The sequence below is a fragment of the Herbaspirillum sp. meg3 genome (assembly GCF_002257565.1).
In the GTDB taxonomy this organism is placed as follows: Bacteria; Pseudomonadota; Gammaproteobacteria; order Burkholderiales; family Burkholderiaceae_D; genus Herbaspirillum.
In genome coordinates this window covers 3,237,893-3,257,550 of the sequence record NZ_CP022736.1, presented here as the reverse complement: position 1 = coordinate 3,257,550, position 19,658 = coordinate 3,237,893, and the positions used below count along the sequence as shown (strand labels likewise).

Below are 19,658 nucleotides of genomic sequence, written 5' to 3'. Positions count from 1 at the left end.
CGATAGTTGATGACGATTTATCTGCTTCTTCTCGATTTCTTGTTTTCTGATTGCGTGGTTGCCTATCGATTGTTGCGCGACATGAACACCAGGCGCTCGAACAGGTGCACGTCCTGTTCATTCTTCAGCAATGCGCCATGCAACGGCGGAATGGCTGCCTTGCCATCCTTGCTGTGCAAGGTTTCTGCCGGAATATCTTCGGCCAGCAACAGCTTGAGCCAGTCGATCAGTTCCGACGTCGACGGTTTTTTCTTCAGCCCGGGAATATCGCGTACTTCGTAGAAGGTCTGCAGGGCCTGCGCCAGCAGATCGCGTTTGAGATCCGGGAAGTGCACGTCGACGATTTGCTGCATCGTGTCCTTGTCAGGAAACTTGATGTAGTGGAAGAAGCAGCGGCGCAGGAAAGCGTCGGGCAATTCCTTCTCGTTGTTCGAGGTGATGATGACCAGCGGCCGGTGCTTTGCGCGCACCATCTCGCGCGTTTCGTAGACGTAGAATTCCATCCTGTCGATTTCGCGCAACAAGTCGTTGGGGAATTCGATGTCGGCTTTGTCGATCTCATCGATCAGCAGGACCTGCGGCTCGTCCGCGGTAAAGGCTTGCCACAGCACGCCCTTGACGATGTAGTTGTGGATGTCCTTGACGCGTTCGTCGCCAAGCTGAGAGTCCCGCAACCGCGATACGGCGTCGTACTCGTATAAACCCTGCTGTGCCTTGGTGGTGGATTTAATGTGCCATTGCAGCAGCGGACGGTTGAGTGCCGCAGCAACTTCTTCGGCCAGCATGGTCTTGCCGGTGCCGGGCTCGCCTTTGATCAACAGTGGGCGTTGCAGGGTCAGCGCGGCGTTGACGGCCAGTTTCAGGTCGTCGGTGGCTACGTAACTGGAGGAACCTTCAAAACGAGTTTCTTGTCGCATGGCAGGATGTCATCAGGACGAAAATAAATCCGAGTATAAGGTAAAAAGATTCAGGGCTATTTTCCCCGTTATTCGATTGAATTCACGCTTTTCATCCCCAAGTGCTGTAGTTACGAGGTTCTGGCTTGCCTGACAGGTAAGCCGGGATCCTTTCCCCTCATAAAAACAGAGTGAGGCATGAAGTTTCTTTTTCTTAAAATGCGCGTGATCTGGCGACGTTTTCGCCATGGTCAGCAAGCGCGTTATGAACATCACATTGATTATGCGCCGCAGCTGGAAGTACTGATGCGGCGGGCGGACATCGACGCCGTCTGGCACGACCGCGCCAACTGGATGATCGACGTCGCCGAATGGCTGCGCCATCAGCCGAAAGTTTCGCTGCTCGATGCGGAAGGGCGTCGCCGCGTCAGGCATCAGCGCGTGCGCGCCATGCTCGACTGGCTGGATGAGCATCGCGACGTGCGCCGGCTGGTGCAGAATTGCCTGCAAAAGACTTTGCGTGAGGCGAGCGGGCCGGAGCTGTTTTCGGTCACGGGGCTGCCGCACGAATCGGCATTTTTTAGTGAGCTGACGGAGAGGGCCTTCAAGATGGTGCTGCCGCGCCACTTGTCGCCGAGCGAATTGCCGACTTTGTTTGCGGCCATGTTTCCTGATCCGGAAGATGCCGAATGGCTGCTTGAACTCGATCAGGATCAGCAAGAGCGTCTCTGGAAGCTGGCTGCCGACGACGGCATCTCTCACGCCTACTGGCAGCAGATCGAAGAAGCCTTGACCTACCTGACCACCGTGGTGGTTGCTGACGGCATCAGTCCGGCGTTTCGCCAACGGCTGGAGCCGAAGATGCCTTTGCAGGCAACGCCGTTCATGGCCTTGCGGCGTGAGATGGAAGCCTATCTGCGCGCCAGTCCGAATGATGAAGGCGCATTGCGCAGCGCGCGCATGCTGATCGCCGTATGCCAGGCGCAGACCGACCGTATCTACGCGCATCTGGACGAATACGGTGTATCCGTAAGCCTGGTCTACCGTATTGAACGCATGCGTGCACAGCTTACGCGCATGGGGCGATTGATCGATGTGCGCTCGGCGACGTGGCGCGAGCCCGGCCCGGGAGCGGGCGGCAGTACCGGTCGCGTGCAACTGCTGCTGGCCGATCTGATTGCCGCGCATCACAGCCGCTCATCGGTGCGCAGCCTGGTGCGCCGCAGTTTTGCGCTCTTGGCGCGCAAGATGGTTGAGCGCAGCGCTGATCATGGCGAACATTACATTGCGCGCGATCGCTCCGGTTATCGCGCGATGGTCAAAGCCGCCTGCCTGGGTGGTGTCGTCACAGCCTTTACCGTGCTGATGAAAATTGCGTTGGGCAAGCTGGGGCTGGCGAATTTCTTTGAAGGCGCATTTGCTTCAATCAACTACGCGATCAGTTTCCTCGTGATTGCCGCCATTGGTGGCGTGCTGGCGACCAAACAGCCGGCAGTGACCGCACCGGCGCTGGCGGCCAAGATGGGAGAACTGGATACGGTCGACGGCCTGCGTGCCTTGCTGGGTGAGACGGCGATGCTGCTGCGTTCGCAGGCGGCGGCGATTTTCGGCAATCTGACGGCCGTGATCCCGACCATGCTGCTGATCACCGCCGGGTTCATGCTGGCGTCGGGTACGGCATTGATGAATCCGGACAAGGCGGCTCGTGCCATGCACGATCTGTCGCTGATTGGTCCTACGCCCTTGTATGCGGCGTTCACGGGGATTTTGCTGTGGCTGTCCAGTCTGGTGGCAGGGTTTGCCGACAATTGGTTCGCCTTGCGTCGTCTGCGTGAGGCGCTGGCGCATCAGCGCCGGCTGGTTCATGCGCTGGGCCCGACCCGCGCGGCGCGCTGGGCGGCGTGGCTGGAGCGTCACGTGGCAACCATTGCCGGGAACGTCTCCTTGGGTGTTTTGCTGGGGATGACGCCGGTCGTGGCACAGTTTTTCGGGTTGCCGCTCGATGTTCGCCATGTCACGCTGGCGACCGGTACGCTGGTGGCTGCGTCCGCAAGCCTGGGCTGGAGCGTCGTGTCGACGCCGCCTTTTTGGCTGGCTGTCAGCGGTATCGTATTGATCGGCGTCCTCAACGTCGGCGTGGCGTTTGCCAGTGCCATGGCGTTGGCGTTGCGTGCACGTGATATTCCTGCGAGGATACGACGTGTCGTTTTTCGTGCTGTGCTGCGACGATTTACGGCTTCGCCGTTGAGTTTTTTCTTCCCTGAAAAAGCCGCGACGGCTTCTGCCAAGCCTGTTCCCAGCGAATCGGAAACGGAAGAAGAGCGCTGAAGCACTGCAATAAGAGAATCGTAAGCGGGAGGATGTTGTAATTTGGAGCGCCCTGACAGTTTGACTCAGGGCGCTGTTGGGGTAAAATCAACCGGTTTTTTGGCATCGCAGGGGACGGGCGAGAATGCTTAAGCCGAAATGGTTGAGCCAATAATGTATAGCCAAACCTGTGGGACCAGCTTCGAACAGTGTCGTTTTCGACTTAGTTTGTGCCTTAGTTTGATTTTATTTACCCCTGCCAATATGAAAAAACTATTCGTACTGCTCGCATTCGCGGGTGTTGCCAGCGCGGCCTCGGCCGTCGATCTTGCAGGCAACACCGGCAAGGTCAATGTGTCGATGTGCATCGGTTGCCACGGCATTCCAGGTTATAAAGCGACTTTCCCTGAGGTCTATCAGGTCCCCATGCTGGGCGGCCAATCCGCAAAATATATCGAAAACGCGCTGAAAGCCTATCAAAAAGGCGAGCGTAAGCATCCGTCCATGCAGGGTATTGCCGCCAGCTTGTCCGACAAGGATATCGCTGAGCTGGCTGCTTACTACTCACAGCAAAAATAAGGGAAGCACGAGATGAAAAAGATCATGACTTCGGCGGTTTTCGCCGCTTCTTTCGTTGTTTCCTTGAGCGCGATGGCTGCCGGTAATGCTGAATCCGGCAAGCTGCTGACTGAGAAGTACAACTGCGCGTCCTGCCACGGCAAGGATTTCAACTCGCCGATCGACCCGTCCTATCCGAAGCTGGCCGGCCAGCATCAGGACTATCTGCAACATGCGCTGGTAGCTTATCGCCGCGGCAACGACGGCATGAATGGCCGCACCAACGCCATCATGTCGGGCCAGGCCAAGGCGCTGACCGACAAGGATATCCAGGACATCGCAGCCTATCTGCATAGCCTGCCCGGTTCGCTGGTGCTGGAGAAGTAAAAGGCAAGTTGGCGAAGTCGGCGTCATTGATGTCGTCAACTTCTCCGATCTGAAATAAAAGCCACGGTATGCCGTGGCTTTTTTCATGGGCGCGTCATTTGCGTGTCATCTGCAGGGCGCAGACTGCAAGTTTAACGGCGCCGGATGCTTTCGATATAGGCGGCGCTGTCAGGCGGTAAGCCGCTGCGCTGGGAGTTCCAGATGACTTCGCCCAGGCATTCCATGATTTCGTGCTGTGCTTCGTGTTCGGACCCCTTGCGCTGTGCCAAGGCCTGGAAAGCTTTGCGGATGCCCGGCGGCTGATCGATGGAAATCTGCTCGCTGATCGACAGATGCATCGACAAATGCAGGAAGGGGTTGGTCTGGCCTTGCTCGACTGAATAGTCGGCTTCCAGCGCACGCTCGACATCGATCAGTTCGTCGTCGTACTCGGGATGTTGGATGATCCAGTCGCGGGCGATGGCTTCGAGCGGGGTCAGGATTTGATTTTCGCGATGTTTGCGGAACGCTTCACAAAAGAAGCGGCGCACATCGTGCTGGCTTGGGTTGAACATTGCGGCTGCGAGGACGGCATAAAGCCATCATTGTACGTCTTATCACCGAAGTCTTCCCGTCGCAGGGTCGGGATGCAGGGACTTCCTCGGGCCATCACACTCCATTGCACCAAAATGCGCAGGCTTGAGTTGTCGTCGGGTAATATGAGTACAGATGGCGAGGACACATCGCCACATTGCGGAAAGGGACGCCGATCATGAAGTACCGGTTTTGCACGTGGAGTCTGCCTTCGCAGCTTGTCTCGCTGGTGTGTGCACTTTGCCTTGCGGCGAGTCCGGACACGTTTGCTTCGCTGAGAACAGACAAAGCAGAAAGAGCTGAAAGAACAGAAAAAGCCGGCAAGGAGACGCAGACCGTACTTATCGGTTACGCCGGGCCGCTGAGCGGTATGTCGTCCGGCGTCGGCAAAAGTATGGCCAACGCCGCCCAAATGGCCGTGGATGAAGCCAACAAGCGTGGCTTGCAGATCCAGGGCAAGTCTATTCAGTTGCAATTGCTGCTACAGGATGACCGTACTAACCCTCGTACGGCGGAATTCGTCGCCCGTTATCTCTCCAAAACCGGCGTGGTCGGCGTGATAGGACATTGGAACAGTGCCGCCAGTCTCGCGGCGGCACCCATCTACAACGCTGCCGGGGTGATCCAGATATCGCCGGCGACGATGAGTACGCTGTACACCCAGCAAGGCAATCGCGCGACCTTTCGCACCATCGGCAACAACAGCAGCGCTGGCAGCTATACCGCCGACTATGCCGTAAGGGTTTTGCAAACCAGGCGCATTCTGGTGGTCGACGACGGTACGCCGTTCGGGCGCGGTTTCGTTGAGCAATTCAGTCGTACAGCCAAAGAGCACGGAGCACAGATCGTGGGCACGCATACGGTCAGCGACAAGACCTCGGATTTTAATCCCGTGCTGGTGGATGCGGAGAAGTTGCGTCCTGACGCAGTGCTGTTCGGTGGCCTGGATATGCAAGCCTCGACACTGGCACGCGCCATCAAACGACGCAAACTGCAGATGCGTTTTATCGGCGCCAGCGGCACTGTCGGCCTGCCGTTTCTGCGAGCCGCAGGAGCGGACGGCAATGGCAGTATCGTGGTGGAGCCGGGGCTGCCGATGGACAAGATGCCAGGTTGGAAGACCTTTGAAAAAAATTACATGCAGAAATTCGACAGCAATATCGACCTGTACGCACCGTTTGCTTACGATGCCGCCCAGGTATTGATTGCCGCCATGCGTCAAGCCAACTCGGTCGATCCGAAGAAGGTGGCGGAGGTGCTGCACGACATTCGCTTTGTCGGGATGACAGGGCCGATTTCGTTTAACCACGAAGGAGATCTTATCAATCCCACTTTTACCATCTACGAAGTGCAGGATCAGAGTTGGGTGGTGCGCAAAGTCATTTCAGGCAGCGTGAACTAGGTCGGGGCGATCAATAACGCTTGGATTGTGCTTGCGATCTTCGCACTCTTCGAAAATATAGCTAACGACCGTATCTTTGATCCCGACAATCTGCAGTGCACACTAGAGTTGGTGAGGACTGTTGCTTTTTTATTTCTTCGTCCCTTGCCTGCCGGTAATGCAGTGAACTCATATTGATTATTCTTTATGCGAGTGATTTTCACTGTGATACGTTAATTTCTCCGACACATACATGCATATCATTCATTCCGACTCGATATCGCGGGCATGGGATCTTGAGCGCCCGGCTTTCCGTCATTCTCTGTAATTCCTTCGTTCACGTTCTGTTCGCACCCATCTTTAGCAGATAAGTCCGTCTGCTTATTGAAACTCGATGGTGTAAGTCACGCTGGTGGTGACCGTACCAGCAATTGCAGTACCTGTTGCTACGTATTGGGCCATGTAAGTCAGGTTGGCGTTACCGCTGGAGATAGGCACGTAAGCGGTGCCTTGCGCGCCGGATGCGGCACCGACTGTGATCTTGCTGCCGTCAACATTTGTCAGACCGATCTGCACATTCGTTGCAGTACCGGTGTTCTTCAGAAGACCGGTCGTGGTGTCGACATTGGCACCGACTTCAAAGAAGGCGCGGACGTTGCCGCTGGCCGGTGTGCAGCCTGTCAGGGCGATGGTGAAAGGCGTTGCACCTGCCTTGGCGCCTGCAACCGCCAGGGCAGCAGCGGAAACCTTCGGCAGGGTAACCGCAACGTTTGCTGTGCCACCGTTGATCGTGCAGGTTTGAGCAGTGATGCTGCCGCTGAAAGTGATCGTGCCATCTGCAGCGAAGGACGCCAGTGGAGCCAGAGCAACGATAGTCAGCAGGGCTTTGAGGATCGATTTTTGCATGATGTTCTCTGAAAAGTTTAAATAGATGTCTGTTTGAATTCGGTGTTTTGCTGCGTTTTGTTCTCAACCACAGGACACATGTTACGGATCGAAGGTCGCTGAAAATATAGGAAAACTCTCAAAACATAGAACTGTTACGACCAAGAACTCAATGAATGACTATTCAGTAGAAAGAGATGGTTTGACCCTGCAAAAGAAAGGTGGCCGGCGCTTTACGGAAAAGGAGAGGCGGGGAAGGAGAGGCGGGGAAAGAAAGAGGGGCGTGTTGGAGGAGCTGCCTGGCCCATGCCTTTAGACGGTATGGATCGTATTGAGGCCGTATTGCAATGTGTCACGAGATATCGGCCACATTCGAATAATTTCATTGCTCAGACAGAAAGAGCCGTCTTCATGCTGCATGCGAGGCATGCTCTCCCGAGCTTTTCACACCAGACAAATTGCTTCGGCAGCATCCGGCAAGCGATATTTGCTTAACGAGGTGCTCGCCTCCAGCAAAAATTCAGATGGAGACCTTCTTTGTGCGAGATTTCAACATCGATGTTTTTTGAGAGTTTTCTTATATTTATACAGATCGTTAATCCGTAAGATTTGTCCTGTGGTGAGAACAAAAGCGCAGCAAAACACCGAATCAACGACAGACACTTACTTAACTTTTCTGGAGAGCATCATGCAAAAATCGATCATCGCTTCCTTCCTGGCTATCGCTGCCCTGGCTCCTGCTGCTGCCTTCGCTTCCGACGGCACCATCACCATCAACGGCACTGTGACGGCACAAACCTGCACCATCAACGGCGGTAGTCCTAACCTCGCCGTCACGCTGCCAACCGTTTCGACCTCTGCCCTGGCCTCCGCCGGACAAACGGCTACTCCGACGCCTTTCACCATCGCCTTGACTGCTTGTAATCCGAACAGCGGTAATGTGCGCGCTTTCTTTGAAACTGGTTCTAACGTCCTTGCCACGCGCCGCCTGAAGAACAACGGCACGGCAACCAATCTGGAGATCGGCCTGCTGAACACAGATAACACGCCTATCTCAATCGGCGCGGCATCCGGCGCGCAGGGCGCCGCCTCTGTTGCCATCTCCAGCGGCAATGCCAATCTGACTTATATGGCGCAGTACGTGGCTACCGGCACCGTCGGCGCTGGTACCGTCACTACCAGCGTGACGTATTCCATCGAGTTTCCATGATCGTTTAGGCTGTACCACTGAGAACGTGATTACGATCTCCGTAATCTGCGGAAATACCTTGGTGAGGAAGGGCAATTTGAGCGATGTTAGTCGGGACAGATTTGCAGAGATAGCGCTATTGCTCGGCCGTTTGCGCAAGACATGCGTGACATCTTGTGCGAAAACGTGACTGTAAGCGCCCTTAGACGCCTTTTTGCGGCAGCGGCGTTTTTTGCTTGAACTCGCACAGGTCAGCAATGATGCAGTTCCAGCATTGCGGCTTGCGCGCGATGCAGGTGTAGCGGCCGTGCAGGATCAGCCAGTGGTGCGCATCCTGCAAAAACTCAGGTGCGATGAATTTCATCAGCTTGCGCTCAACTTCATCCACGTCTTTGCCTGGCGCAATGCCGGTGCGGTTGGAGACACGAAAGATATGCGTGTCGACGGCAATCGTGGGATGACCGAATGCGGTATTGAGCACGACGTTGGCAGTTTTGCGCCCGACGCCCGGCAATGCTTCCAGTTCTTCACGTGTCTGCGGGACTTCGCCGCCGTGCCGTTCCAGCAAGATGCGGCAAGTCTCGATCACGTTCTTTGCCTTGGTACGGAACAAACCAATCGTCTGGATATAGGGGATCAGTTCATCCACGCCGAGTTTATAGATCTTGGCGGGCGTATTGGCGACAGGGTAGAGCTTGCGCGTGGCCTTGTTGACGGATACGTCGGTGGCTTGTGCCGACAGCAGCACGGCGATCAGCAACTCGAACGGTGTCGTGTATTCCAGCTCGGTGGTTGGGGTCGGGTTGGCTTGACGCAGACGGGTGAATATTTCGCGGCGTTTTTCGCTGTTCATGGCTGGCTGGTGGCTTGGCTGTTCAAAGTGGTTTGGCGCTTGGATTGTCGCCCGTCGCTGCCGCTTGTTCCTTCTTCAGGCGTGCGCGTTCGATCGCGGCCTGGATGATGGCTTTCTTGCGGTCTTGTTCGGCTTTTTCTTCCGGCGACTGGGCGCTCGCCGATTCTACTTCTTTCAGTTTCGCAGCGGCTTTGGCGGCGAGGCGGGCATCGTTTTCTTCCTTCTCGCGGCGCAGCCGGAAGCTGCGGAAATCGTGTTGTGCGCGTGCCTTATCTGCCTGCTCTTGCGACCATGCGTCCCAACCGGTTTTGCCGGGCGTCACCTCGATCATGGCGATGCAGTCGACCGGGCAGGGCGCGACACACAGGTCGCAGCCGGTGCAGGCGTCGGTCAGTACCGTATGCAATTGTTTTGCCGCACCAACGATGGCGTCGACAGGGCAGGCCTGGATGCACAGCGTGCAACCGATGCAAACCGCCTCATCAATGAAGGCGCGGGTACGGCTGCGCTCAATGCCATTGGCTGGATTGAGCGGCAACAACGGGCGCTCCAGCAATTGGGCAAGGCGCGCGATGCCTTCGGCGCCACCGGGCGGGCATTGATTGTAGGAGGCGCTACCTTCGGCGATGGCTTCTGCATACGGACGGCAGGCAGGATAGCCGCACTTGCTGCATTGGGTTTGCGGCAGCAGGTTTTCGATCTGGTCGGCGAGTGACAGGACAGCGGAAGAAGACACGGTGAATGCGCAGCGGTAGCGGTGGTAGTTACAGTAGTGGTAAGCAGCGTCCAGGACGATACATGGATCTGGAGCCGTATTATCCGGGAAACCGGCCTGGCGTGGGAAATCGCCGGACAATAAAAAAGCCTTTGCCGGTTGTCGCCGGCAAAGGCTTTTTGCTCATACCGTCCGGTCTCAGGAATTCGCTTTGATGAATTCGCCGATTTTTGGACAGATCGTTTCACGCCAGCGGCGACCCGAGAAAATCCCGTAGTGGCCGCACTTCGGCGCAGTGAAGTGCTGCTTGCGAGATTTTGGAATCGACGAACACAAGTCTTGCGCAGCCTGTGTCTGGCCGGAGCCGGAGATATCGTCCAGTTCACCTTCGATGGTAAAGAGCGCAACGGATTTGATGTCTTGCGGGCGCACGGTCTTGCCTTCGATTTCCCATGTGCCCCTCGGTAGGTCGAAGTCCTGGAACACGATCTTGATGGTTTCCAGGTAAAACTCGGCAGGCATGTCCAGCACGGCGTTGTACTCGTCGTAGAACTTGCGGTGGCTTTCCGCGGACTCGTCGTCGCCGTCGCGCAGATGCATGTAGAAGTCCCAGTGGCTCTCGGCATGGCGGCGCGGGTTCATGGCGACAAAACCGGCGTGCTGCAAGAAGCCGGGATAGACCTTGCGGCCAAAGCCAGGGTAGTTCGGCGGCACACTGTAGATGACGGTGTTTTCAAACCAGCTGAACGGCTTCTCGGTAGCCAGATCGTTCACGGCGGTCGGCGATTTGCGCGCATCGATCGGGCCGCCCATCATGGTCATGCTCTTGGGCAGCTTGGGATCGTTGGCGCTGGCCATCAGGGCGATCGCTGCCAGCACCGGCACGGTCGGCTGACAGACCGAGATCACGTGGACGTCCGGGCCGAGCGTGCGGATGAAGTCTTGTATGTAATAAACGTAGTCGTGCAGGTGGAAGGAACCTTTGTCCTGCGGCACCATGCGTGCATCGGTCCAGTCGGTGATGTAGACGTCATGGTTAGGCAGCAAGCCGCGCACGGTGTCGCGCAGCAGCGTCGAGTGGTGGCCTGACAGCGGTGCGACGAGCAGAACGGTCGGTTGCCTCAGCGCGGCCAGTTGCTTGGCGTCCAGATCCTTGCGGAAGTGGATCAGGCGGCAGAATGGTTTTGTTTCGGCAACTTTTTCGATGATCTCGACGGTCTTGCCGTTGATTTCAGTAGATTCGATCTGGAATTCGGGTTTTTCGTAGTCTTTGCCAAGGCGGTAGAGCAGTTCGTAACCGGCGGCAATGCGTTGTGCGAAGGGCGTATGCGCGAAGGGGGAAACGGGATCAGAGAAGAGTTTTGCCGAAGTTTCGGCCCACTGCATCAGGGGATTGAGAAAGGTGCGATTTAATTCGTGAAGTTGATAAAGCATGGCTAACCTTTACACATATTACGCATGAAGCTGGCTGATATATCCGTAACGGCATTGTGTGCCGTTCAGACTACAAAAACTTGCTATGTTGCAATGCAATATTTTACCACGGTTCGCCCTTCGCCGTCCTTGCCGGGGCCATGATAAAAACACCAAATGTTGACAAAGAATTTTCAGGTTGTTGATTAAATAAAGACTTTTTATTCAACGATTTATATCGACATTATTGGCATTAGTATGTCTTTTCTCAGGCTATATGGGGAGAGGCAGGCAAGAAAAAAGCCCCTGTCCGGAAGGAGAGGAGCTTTTTCTTCAGGTTGGCCTGATCGCCAATGTTGCGCAGATCAGTCGAAAACCGGTGTTTCCACGCCAAGGATCTTGTGCAGTTTCGGCGACGTTGTTGTGTATTGCATGTGGATCTTCTTCTCAGGGAAGATGTACGGTGCCGCGCCAAAGGCTGCTAGCGCAGCTTCGTGGAAGCCCGACAGGATCAGCTTTTTCTTGCCAGGGTAGGTGTTGATGTCGCCCACCGCGAAGATGCCCGGAACGTTGGTTTCAAACTTTTCGGTGTCGACCACTTTCAACTGCTTGCGCTCGATATCCAGACCCCATTCGGCGATCGGGCCCAGTTTTGGCGACAAACCGAAGAACACCAGCAACATGTCCAGCGGCAGGCGACGGGTAACGCCGTCGGCGCCGGTGACCTTGATCTCGGACAGTTTGCCGTCTTTGGCTTCAAACCCGGTAGCCTGGCCAACCAGGAATTGCATTTCGTACTGTTCGCACAGTTCCTTCATCTTGGCTACTGATGCCGGCGCCGCGCGGAATTCTTCGCGACGGTGCAGCAGCACGACGGATTCAGCCTTGCCGACGAAGTTCAGCGCCCAGTCCAGCGCGGAGTCACCGCCGCCGCAGATGACAATGTTCTTGCCTTCAAACTGTGCGGGATCCTTGACGCGATAGAACAGCTGCGAGCCGTCGAAGGCTTCGATACCGTCAACCTTCAACGTGCGCGGCTGGAACGAACCCACACCGGCTGCGATGAAGATGGTCTTCGTGATGAACTTGGTGCCGGCGGATGTTTCGAGGTCGAAACGGCCGTCTTCGCGCTTTTGCACGACGGTGACTTCCTGACCCAGATGGAAAATCGGATCAAACGGCTCGATTTGCTTGAGCAGGTTGTCGGTCAGTTCCTGGCCTGTGCAGACAGGTACGGCCGGGATGTCGTAGATCGGCTTGTCCGGATACAGTTCGACGCATTGGCCGCCGACATTGGCGAGCGAGTCGATCACGTGCGCCTTGATTTCCAGCAGGCCCAGTTCAAATACCTGGAACAGGCCGACAGGGCCTGCGCCGACGATGACGGCATCGGTTTCGATCGGCGTTGTTTTGCCGGCGTCAGCGGCCGCAATCTTGAAGTTGTCCATAAAAAAATCCAATTCCCGTTTCAGTTGAGAGGTGTTTCCAGACTCAATTGGCTATCGGCCAAGGCAGGTTTGCGCGGCATGGTGCTACTGCCTGTGCATTCCCGATCTTGGCTATATGGCTAGAGGTGAAGGCTGTGTCCGTTGCACTCAGTTGCCGGTGGAGGTGCAAGCATCGGCAACTGACTGTTGCAGCGCTTAGCGTTGCAGGAACTCCAGTTTGTTCTTGGCGTCTTTCCATTCCTCGGCTTCCGCCAGAGGAGCTTTGGTCTTGGTAATGGAAGGCCAGTTGCGTGCCAGTTGCTCATTGAGCTTGATGAATTCTTGCTGATCGGCCGGGACGTCTTCTTCCGCATAGATCGCATTGACCGGGCATTCTGCGACGCAAACGGCGCAGTCGATGCACTCGTCCGGATCAATGGCGAGAAAATTCGGGCCTTCGCGGAAGCAATCAACCGGGCATACATCAACGCAGTCCGTATAACGGCAGCGGATGCAGGAGTCGGTCACAACGTGGGTCATAACAGTCCTATCTGTAAAATTTCTTTAAAACCGATGTCAAACTCAGCCGGATTTAGTGGCAATATGGCGCGCAACGTGTCGCAATTATGTCGCGATCAATTTGCGTATGTATTGTTGCCGCAGCTTTCGCTGATTGTTGTGCGTTTTTCAGGCGGACTCAGTGCAAATCCGCGACGAGAGCAACAATTCCTAGGTAACCGGCTGGAAAGCCTTGTATTTTAAGGCAATTCAACTTTTCTCACAAATGAGGCTTATACAGATTACGTATAAGTAAATATGAAATATTCATTCGTCAAAGGACAGGTTTAAAAGTGCACGCCGGACAAACAAAAAGAAAAGTACTAATCGGCCGCCTGATTAGCCCGACAAGCCTTGTTGCAGCTTGCATGTTCGTGCTGACGGCGATGGCGCAGGCGCAAAATATCCGCATCGGTGAAATCAACAGCTACAGCGGTGTGCCGCAATCCAGCCAGTCGTACCATAACGGCGCGGAACTGGCCGTGGCCGAGATCAATGCCGCGGGCGGCGTGTTGGGGCGCAATATCGACTTGATTTCACGTGACGATACAGGGATTCCCGATGAAGCGGTCAGACATGCCGAACAATTGGTCAAGACCGACAAGGTGGACGTGCTGAGCGGCTCCATGCTGTCGAATGTGGCGCTGGCCGTGTCCAGGGTTGCTGCGTCGGAAAAGAAGCTGTTCCTCGTCGGTGACGCCTTGTCGGATGCGATTACGCTGGATAAGGGGAATCGCTACACGTTTCGCCTGCGTCCATCGACCTACATGCAGGCTGCGATGCTCGCCGAGGCCGCCGCCAGGCTGCCGGTTCGCCGCTGGGCCATCATTGCGCCCAACTATGAATACGGGCAGAGCGCTGTTTCCAACTTCAAATTGCTGCTCAAAGAACGCCGTCCCGACGTTGAGTTTGTCGCCGAGCAATGGCCGGCACTGGGCAAGCTGAAGGCTGCCGACGCAGTGAAAGCGCTGCGCCAGGCTCGCCCGGATGCGATTTTTAACGTGACTTTCGGTACCGATCTGCAGCAATTCGTGGAAGAGGGAAGCCGTCAAGGTTTGTTTGCCTCCAGCACGGTGTATTCCATGTCTGCGGGTGAGGCGCTGGGCGACATGCAGGCGCAATACGAGGCGGTGCGGAACTGGGTCGTGCTGGGCTATCCCACCGATCAGATTGCCACGGCGGAGCATCAGCGCTTTCGCGAAGCCTATCTGAAGCGCTATAACGAAAAGCCGCATCAGGCTGCCATCTTTGGTTACAGCACCATCATGGCGCTTGTCGGCGGTATCAAGAAGGCCGGTTCGACTGACTCGGACAAACTCGTGATCGCCATGCGTGGTCTGAGCATGGACAGCCCGGTCGGCCCTATCGTGTTTCGTAGTCAGGATCAGCAATCCAGCATGGGCGCTTTTGTCGGTACGCTGGTTTACAAGGATGGCCGTAGCCCGTCAAGCGACTGGCGCTATCTGGATGGCATACGCTATATGCCTGATGAAACCTACGTCAAAGGCCGTCGTCCGGCTTCGGCAATGCGATAACGAGATTACCAATAACGAGTTTCTCGATCGATGTTGCGAACATCATCGCGAGATGTTCGGGTTGTGCCTGACCTGCTTGAAAATAAACCATGCACACAGGCGGGGCACCTTCTACGTGATCCAAGGTAAGATAGTGCCCCTTGTATCCTCTATCGCACACATGGTGGTGCGTCGCCAGGTCCCATGATTATTTCTTCTTTGCTCGATACCGATCTGTATAAATTCACCATGATGCAGGTCGTATTGCATCATTTTCCCGGTGCCCAGGTCGAATACCGATTCAAATGCCGCAATGACGATGTTGACCTGACACCCTACATCGATGAGATCAAGGCCGAAATCGCCGCGCTGTGCCGCTTGCGTTTTCAGGAATCGGAACTGGCTTATCTGCGCAGTTTTCGCTTCATCAAAAGCGACTTTGTCGACTTTCTTGATCTCTTCCACCTCAATGAAAAATACATCAGCGTCACGCCGTCGCCCCTCAACAATGGCGAGATCGACATCCAGGTCAAGGGGCCATGGCTGCATACGATCCTGTTCGAGGTACCGGTGCTGGCCATCGTCAACGAGGTGTATTTCCGCGCGACTCAGCGTGCACCCGACTACGAAACCGGTCGTACGCGTCTGCGCGACAAGATAGCGTTGCTGACGGATAATCCTTTGCTCGAAGGCTGCAAGATCGCTGATTACGGCACACGTCGACGCTTCTCGCGCAGCTGGCATGCAGAAGTGATCCTGGCGATGAAAGACAAAATGGGGAGCCATTTTGCAGGCACCTCCAACGTGCAGTTCGCGATGCAGCATGATCTGACGCCGCTGGGCACCATGGCGCATGAGTATCTGCAAGCCTGCCAGGCTTTGGGACCGCGCCTGCGCGATTCTCAGATTTACGGTTTTGAAATGTGGGCCCGTGAGTATCGCGGCGACCTTGGCATCGCCTTGTCGGACGTCTACGGCATGGATGCCTTTCTGCGCGACTTCGACATGTATTTCTGCAAGCTGTTCGATGGCGCGCGCCACGATTCCGGCGACCCGTTCGAATGGGGCGAGCGCCTGCTGGATCACTACAACAACAACCGTGTCGACGCCAAGAGCAAGGTCCTGGTGTTTTCGGACGGCCTCGATTTCGACAAAGTGGTTTCGCTGTATCTGCGCTTCAAGGATCGTGCGAAAGTGGCTTTTGGTGTCGGCACCAATCTGACCAACGACCTTGGCTATACACCGCTGCAGGTAGTCATGAAAATGGTGCGCTGTAACGGCCAGCCGGTCGCCAAATTGTCCGATACGCCTGCCAAGAATATGTGCGATGACGAGGCGTATGTGAAGTATTTGCGGCAGGTCTTTGAGATCAAGTAGTTGCCTGAAGCAGGCGCAATTTCGCAATGAAATTACGCGAGTTGAAATATTTTAAAGCAAGCCGATTCCGGTCAGCAGGGGCGGTGTTGCTGGTATAGTGTGCCCTCGACTGATTCGGATTTCTTGAGCGGATTTCCTCGACTCCACAGGGCCAAAATTGCATAAAAAACTCCTCACAACCTCGGCCTCGCTGGCCCTTGCCTTACTGCTTCCCAACCTGGCTTTTGCGGCCGATCTTGATGGTAGTACCTTGTCTGCGTTGTGGGGGATTCCCTTCATTGGTCTGTTGTTGTCGATTGCTCTCGGGCCGCTCTTGTTCGAGCATTTTTGGCATCATCATTTCGGCAAGATCGCCTTGGCGTGGGGCGCGGCATTTTTGCTCCCGTTCGCGCTGGCATTCGGTGGTTACGCGGCAGTGGCAGGGACAGTACATGCCTTGTTGGCGGAATACATTCCTTTCATCGCCTTGCTGACGGCATTGTTTGTCGTGGCCGGCGGTATCTGCGTGCGCGGTAATCTGCACGGCACGCCGGCACTCAATACCGGTCTGCTGGCCTTGGGCACCGTGCTGGCCAGTTTCATGGGGACAACGGGCGCATCGATGCTGCTGATTCGGCCGCTGATCCGCGCCAACGACAATCGTAAACACGCAGTGCATATCGTCGTGTTCTTCATCTTCCTCGTGGCCAACGCGGGCGGTTCATTGACACCGCTGGGCGATCCGCCGCTGTTCCTCGGTTTTCTGAAGGGCGTGGATTTCTTCTGGACCATGCAGCACATTTTTCCGGAGACACTGTTCGTCTGCGTCTCTTTGCTGGTGATTTTTTATCTGCTGGATCGGCACTACTATCTGAACAAGGAAGAAGTGCTGCCGCCAGCACTTGATCCGACCCCGGATGCGCCGATTCGCTTTGAAGGAAAAATCAATTTCATCCTCTTGCTGGTGGTGATCGCCCTGGTTCTCATGAGCGGTTTCTGGAAGTCGGGTGTGGAATTCTCCATCATGGGAACGCCGGTCGAATTGCAGAATATTTTGCGCGATATTGCATTGGTTGCGGTGATATTGATTTCGCTATGGGCGACACCGAAATCAGCGCGAGAAGGCAATGACTTCGCCTGGGGGCCGATTGCTGAAGTGGCGAAATTATTTGCCGGAATTTTCATCACCATCATCCCCGTCATTGCCATGCTAAAAGCAGGCGAGGCGGGTGCCTTTGGCGCGGTCGTACGTGCCGTGACGGGCGCTGATGGTCAGCCGATCAATGCAATGTATTTCTGGATTACCGGTCTGCTGTCGTCTTTCCTCGACAATGCTCCTACTTATCTGGTCTTTTTCAATACAGCCTCGGGCGACGCCAAAATCTTGATGACGACGCTTTCGTCGACCTTGGCGGCGATCTCGGCCGGCGCGGTGTTCATGGGCGCCAACAGTTATATCGGCAATGCGCCTAACATGATGGTCAAGGCCATTGCAGAAGATCGCGGCATCAAGATGCCATCGTTCTTCGGTTATATGGCGTGGTCGCTGGCAATTCTGATGCCGCTGTTCATTGTGATGACCTTCATCTTCTTTGTTTAACGATAAAAAGAGACAAGCATGAAACCTAAGATTTTTGTAGCGCGCGCAGTATTTCCTGAAGTGCTGGAGCGCCTGGCGCAACATTTCGACGTCGAGTCCAATCAGGAAGATCGCATCTTCACCGCCGATGAGTTAATGGAAAAAGTGCGCGGAAAAGACGGCCTGTTTTCCACTCCCAGCGAGCCGGTAACGGCGGCCTTGTTCGCGGCCAATCCGCAATTGAAAGCGGTCTGCAATATGGCCGTCGGCTACAACAATATCGATGTTGCCGCGGCCACCCAAGCTGGTGTGCAGGCCACCAATACGCCGGACGTACTCAACGAAACCACCGCCGATTTTGGCTGGGCCTTGTTGATGGCGACGGCGCGCCGGGTGACTGAATCTGAGCACTGGCTGCGCGCCGGCCATTGGAAAAAATGGAGCTACGACAGCTTCACCGGTTCCGATGTGCACGGCTCCACGCTCGGCATTATCGGCATGGGACGCATCGGCCAGGCGATCGCGCGCCGGTCAATGGGGTTCGACATGAACGTGATTTATCACAACCGCTCACAGTTGTCGCCGGAACTGGAAGCCCGGGCCAACAAAGCTCGTTATGTCGGCAAGGAAGAATTGCTGCGTGCGGCCGATCACGTGATCCTCGTGTTGCCGTATTCGAAAGAATCGCATCACACCATCAAGGCTGCGGATATCGCTTTGATGAAGCCCCAGGCGACGCTGATTAATCTGGCGCGTGGCGGTATTGTTGACGATGCGGCCCTGATTGCGGCGTTACGCGACAAGAAGATTGCCGCAGCCGGACTGGACGTATTTGAAAACGAGCCTGCTTTCAATCCGGATTTTCTCGGCCTGTCGAACGTGGTGCTGACGCCGCATATCGCCAGCGCCTCGACGCCAACCCGGCTGGCGATGGCCAATTGTGCGGCGGATAATTTGATCGCCGCTTTGTCGGGCAAGACACCGCCAAATCTGCTGAATCGCGATGTTCAGCCGAAGCGTTGATTTGTGTCGATTGATGTTGCTGTTTGATCAATAAAAAACCCGCCGAGGCGGGTTTTTTATTGTGCATCTCCTGAATAAGTTGAAACCGGAAGGGTGGCATTCAGCCCCAGATTTCAGCCCTTCAGGTCAGCGATCAGGTCGATGTATTGCTGTTGCGCTTCTTCTTGCGGCAGACCCTTGATGGCGGCCCACGCATCCCACTTGGCGCGCGCCACAAAATCCGTCATGCCCGGACGTTCGCCTTGTACATCGCCGCTGCTGCCTTGTTTGTACAAACCGTACATCTTCAGCAGCGTCATATTGTCAGGGCGTTCCGACAGGTTTTTGGATTCCGCTACTGTTTGCTCAAATTGTTCCTGCAGACTCATTGTCTTCTCCTTCAATAGGGGATAAGGCTAAACGGCCTCAGACAGCCAGCAGTTCGACTTCGAAAATCAGCGTTGCGTTCGGCGGGATGACGCCACCGGCGCCGCGTGCGCCATAACCCAGCGAGGCTGGAATGATCAGCTTGCGGATGCCGCCGACTTTCATACCCTGAACGCCTTCGTCCCAGCCCTTGATCACATGACCTGCACCCAAAGGGAACGCAAATGGATCGTTGCGGTCTTTACTGGAGTCAAATTTGCTGCCGGCGCTGCCATCCGGATTTTGCAACCAGCCGGTGTAGTGCACGCTGACATGGTTTCCCGCCTTGGCTTCGTCGCCTGTGCCAACCTGGATTTCTTCGTATTGCAGTCCAGAGGAGGTAGCGATAGTAGACATTTTTATCCTTTCAAAGAGTACGTTTGTGCCATTTTGAGGCAATTGATTAGCTGTTTTTTTCGCCGCGCGTTCGGGAGGTAAGACCTTTAAAAGGCCCGATTTCCCTGTGTTCTGCGCATCTAGATGCTGCGTTACTGAACGGGGTTGGTCGCAGTGTAAACCAAAACATAATGTTCAACATCTCTCGTGTCAGCCGAATCGGCATCAGAGGCGTTATGTGCCCTGGGGCGTGCTTTTCAACGATGTTTCGCACGATAAGATCGCAAATTTTTAAGTAAAGTT

General features: G+C 55.4%; 19 protein-coding genes. 9 read left to right on the top strand and 10 right to left on the bottom strand.

The genetic code is table 11. From position 1 onward, the window contains the following. Positions 1 to 62: 62 nt before the first annotated feature. On the bottom strand, positions 63 to 917 hold the full coding sequence (locus hmeg3_RS14650) for a MoxR family ATPase (RefSeq protein WP_094564372.1): 855 nt from the start codon (positions 915 to 917) through the stop codon (positions 63 to 65). A gap of 177 nt (positions 918 to 1,094) precedes the next feature. Here hmeg3_RS14650 and hmeg3_RS14645 point away from each other — a divergent pair, with 177 nt between their 5' ends. From hmeg3_RS14645 to hmeg3_RS14635, 3 genes are all read left to right on the top strand, one after another. Beyond that, positions 1,095 to 3,224, top strand: coding sequence for a site-specific recombinase (locus tag hmeg3_RS14645; RefSeq protein WP_094564371.1), 2,130 nt, complete (start codon positions 1,095 to 1,097; stop codon positions 3,222 to 3,224). A gap of 243 nt (positions 3,225 to 3,467) precedes the next feature. After that, positions 3,468 to 3,782: a cytochrome c gene (locus hmeg3_RS14640; RefSeq protein ID WP_094564370.1), complete on the top strand. Its 315-nt coding sequence runs from the start codon at positions 3,468 to 3,470 to the stop codon at positions 3,780 to 3,782. 12 nt (positions 3,783 to 3,794) lie between these two features. Further along, entirely contained in the window at positions 3,795 to 4,148 is a 354-nt protein-coding gene (locus tag hmeg3_RS14635; protein WP_094564369.1) for a cytochrome c, read from the top strand. Positions 4,149 to 4,279: 131 nt separating this feature from the next. On the opposite strand, the gene hmeg3_RS14630 is transcribed toward hmeg3_RS14635, so the two are convergent. Continuing rightward, positions 4,280 to 4,702, bottom strand: coding sequence for a DUF1841 family protein (locus tag hmeg3_RS14630; RefSeq protein WP_094564368.1), 423 nt, complete (start codon positions 4,700 to 4,702; stop codon positions 4,280 to 4,282). 197 nt (positions 4,703 to 4,899) lie between these two features. Here hmeg3_RS14630 and hmeg3_RS14625 point away from each other — a divergent pair, with 197 nt between their 5' ends. After that, on the top strand, positions 4,900 to 6,123 hold the full coding sequence (locus hmeg3_RS14625; protein ID WP_094564367.1) for a branched-chain amino acid ABC transporter substrate-binding protein: 1,224 nt from the start codon (positions 4,900 to 4,902) through the stop codon (positions 6,121 to 6,123). Positions 6,124 to 6,483: 360 nt separating this feature from the next. On the opposite strand, the gene hmeg3_RS14620 is transcribed toward hmeg3_RS14625, so the two are convergent. Then, positions 6,484 to 7,008 carry a fimbrial protein gene (locus tag hmeg3_RS14620; RefSeq protein ID WP_094564366.1) on the bottom strand — a complete coding sequence of 175 codons (525 nt, stop codon included), beginning with the start codon at positions 7,006 to 7,008 and terminating at the stop codon, positions 6,484 to 6,486. 667 nt (positions 7,009 to 7,675) lie between these two features. On the opposite strand from hmeg3_RS14620, the gene hmeg3_RS14615 reads away from it, so the two are divergent. Continuing rightward, positions 7,676 to 8,197 carry a fimbrial protein gene (locus hmeg3_RS14615; RefSeq protein ID WP_094564365.1) on the top strand — a complete coding sequence of 174 codons (522 nt, stop codon included), beginning with the start codon at positions 7,676 to 7,678 and terminating at the stop codon, positions 8,195 to 8,197. A 181-nt stretch (positions 8,198 to 8,378) separates the two neighbouring features. Here hmeg3_RS14615 and nth read toward each other — a convergent pair whose 3' ends face one another. The 5 genes from nth to fdxA form a co-directional block, all read right to left on the bottom strand. After that, positions 8,379 to 9,029: an endonuclease III gene (nth, locus tag hmeg3_RS14610; protein WP_094564364.1), complete on the bottom strand. Its 651-nt coding sequence runs from the start codon at positions 9,027 to 9,029 to the stop codon at positions 8,379 to 8,381. Between the two features lie 22 nt (positions 9,030 to 9,051). After that, on the bottom strand, positions 9,052 to 9,765 hold the full coding sequence (gene rsxB / locus hmeg3_RS14605) for an electron transport complex subunit RsxB (RefSeq protein ID WP_094566363.1): 714 nt from the start codon (positions 9,763 to 9,765) through the stop codon (positions 9,052 to 9,054). A gap of 177 nt (positions 9,766 to 9,942) precedes the next feature. Beyond that, the gene (locus hmeg3_RS14600) at positions 9,943 to 11,178 is read right to left on the bottom strand and encodes a polyhydroxyalkanoate depolymerase (protein ID WP_094564363.1); all 1,236 of its coding nucleotides are present in this window, start codon (positions 11,176 to 11,178) and stop codon (positions 9,943 to 9,945) included. Between the two features lie 344 nt (positions 11,179 to 11,522). Continuing rightward, positions 11,523 to 12,605, bottom strand: coding sequence for an NAD(P)/FAD-dependent oxidoreductase (locus tag hmeg3_RS14595; RefSeq protein WP_094564362.1), 1,083 nt, complete (start codon positions 12,603 to 12,605; stop codon positions 11,523 to 11,525). A gap of 195 nt (positions 12,606 to 12,800) precedes the next feature. Beyond that, positions 12,801 to 13,124, bottom strand: coding sequence for a ferredoxin FdxA (fdxA, locus tag hmeg3_RS14590; RefSeq protein ID WP_007878247.1), 324 nt, complete (start codon positions 13,122 to 13,124; stop codon positions 12,801 to 12,803). Positions 13,125 to 13,510: 386 nt separating this feature from the next. Here fdxA and hmeg3_RS14585 point away from each other — a divergent pair, with 386 nt between their 5' ends. From hmeg3_RS14585 to hmeg3_RS14570, 4 genes are all read left to right on the top strand, one after another. Then, entirely contained in the window at positions 13,511 to 14,677 is a 1,167-nt protein-coding gene (locus hmeg3_RS14585; RefSeq protein ID WP_094564361.1) for an ABC transporter substrate-binding protein, read from the top strand. A gap of 183 nt (positions 14,678 to 14,860) precedes the next feature. Further along, the gene (pncB, locus tag hmeg3_RS14580) at positions 14,861 to 16,033 is read left to right on the top strand and encodes a nicotinate phosphoribosyltransferase (protein WP_094564360.1); all 1,173 of its coding nucleotides are present in this window, start codon (positions 14,861 to 14,863) and stop codon (positions 16,031 to 16,033) included. Between the two features lie 157 nt (positions 16,034 to 16,190). Then, positions 16,191 to 17,612 carry a sodium:proton antiporter gene (locus hmeg3_RS14575; RefSeq protein WP_094564359.1) on the top strand — a complete coding sequence of 474 codons (1,422 nt, stop codon included), beginning with the start codon at positions 16,191 to 16,193 and terminating at the stop codon, positions 17,610 to 17,612. An 18-nt stretch (positions 17,613 to 17,630) separates the two neighbouring features. Then, positions 17,631 to 18,614: a D-glycerate dehydrogenase gene (locus hmeg3_RS14570; protein WP_094564358.1), complete on the top strand. Its 984-nt coding sequence runs from the start codon at positions 17,631 to 17,633 to the stop codon at positions 18,612 to 18,614. A 113-nt stretch (positions 18,615 to 18,727) separates the two neighbouring features. Here hmeg3_RS14570 and hmeg3_RS14565 read toward each other — a convergent pair whose 3' ends face one another. Then, complete coding sequence (locus tag hmeg3_RS14565) at positions 18,728 to 18,982, bottom strand: acyl-CoA-binding protein (protein WP_094564357.1); 255 nt, start codon at positions 18,980 to 18,982, stop codon at positions 18,728 to 18,730. Positions 18,983 to 19,019: 37 nt separating this feature from the next. Then, on the bottom strand, positions 19,020 to 19,376 hold the full coding sequence (locus tag hmeg3_RS14560) for an FKBP-type peptidyl-prolyl cis-trans isomerase (protein WP_050476931.1): 357 nt from the start codon (positions 19,374 to 19,376) through the stop codon (positions 19,020 to 19,022). Between the last annotated feature and the right edge of the window lie 282 nt (positions 19,377 to 19,658).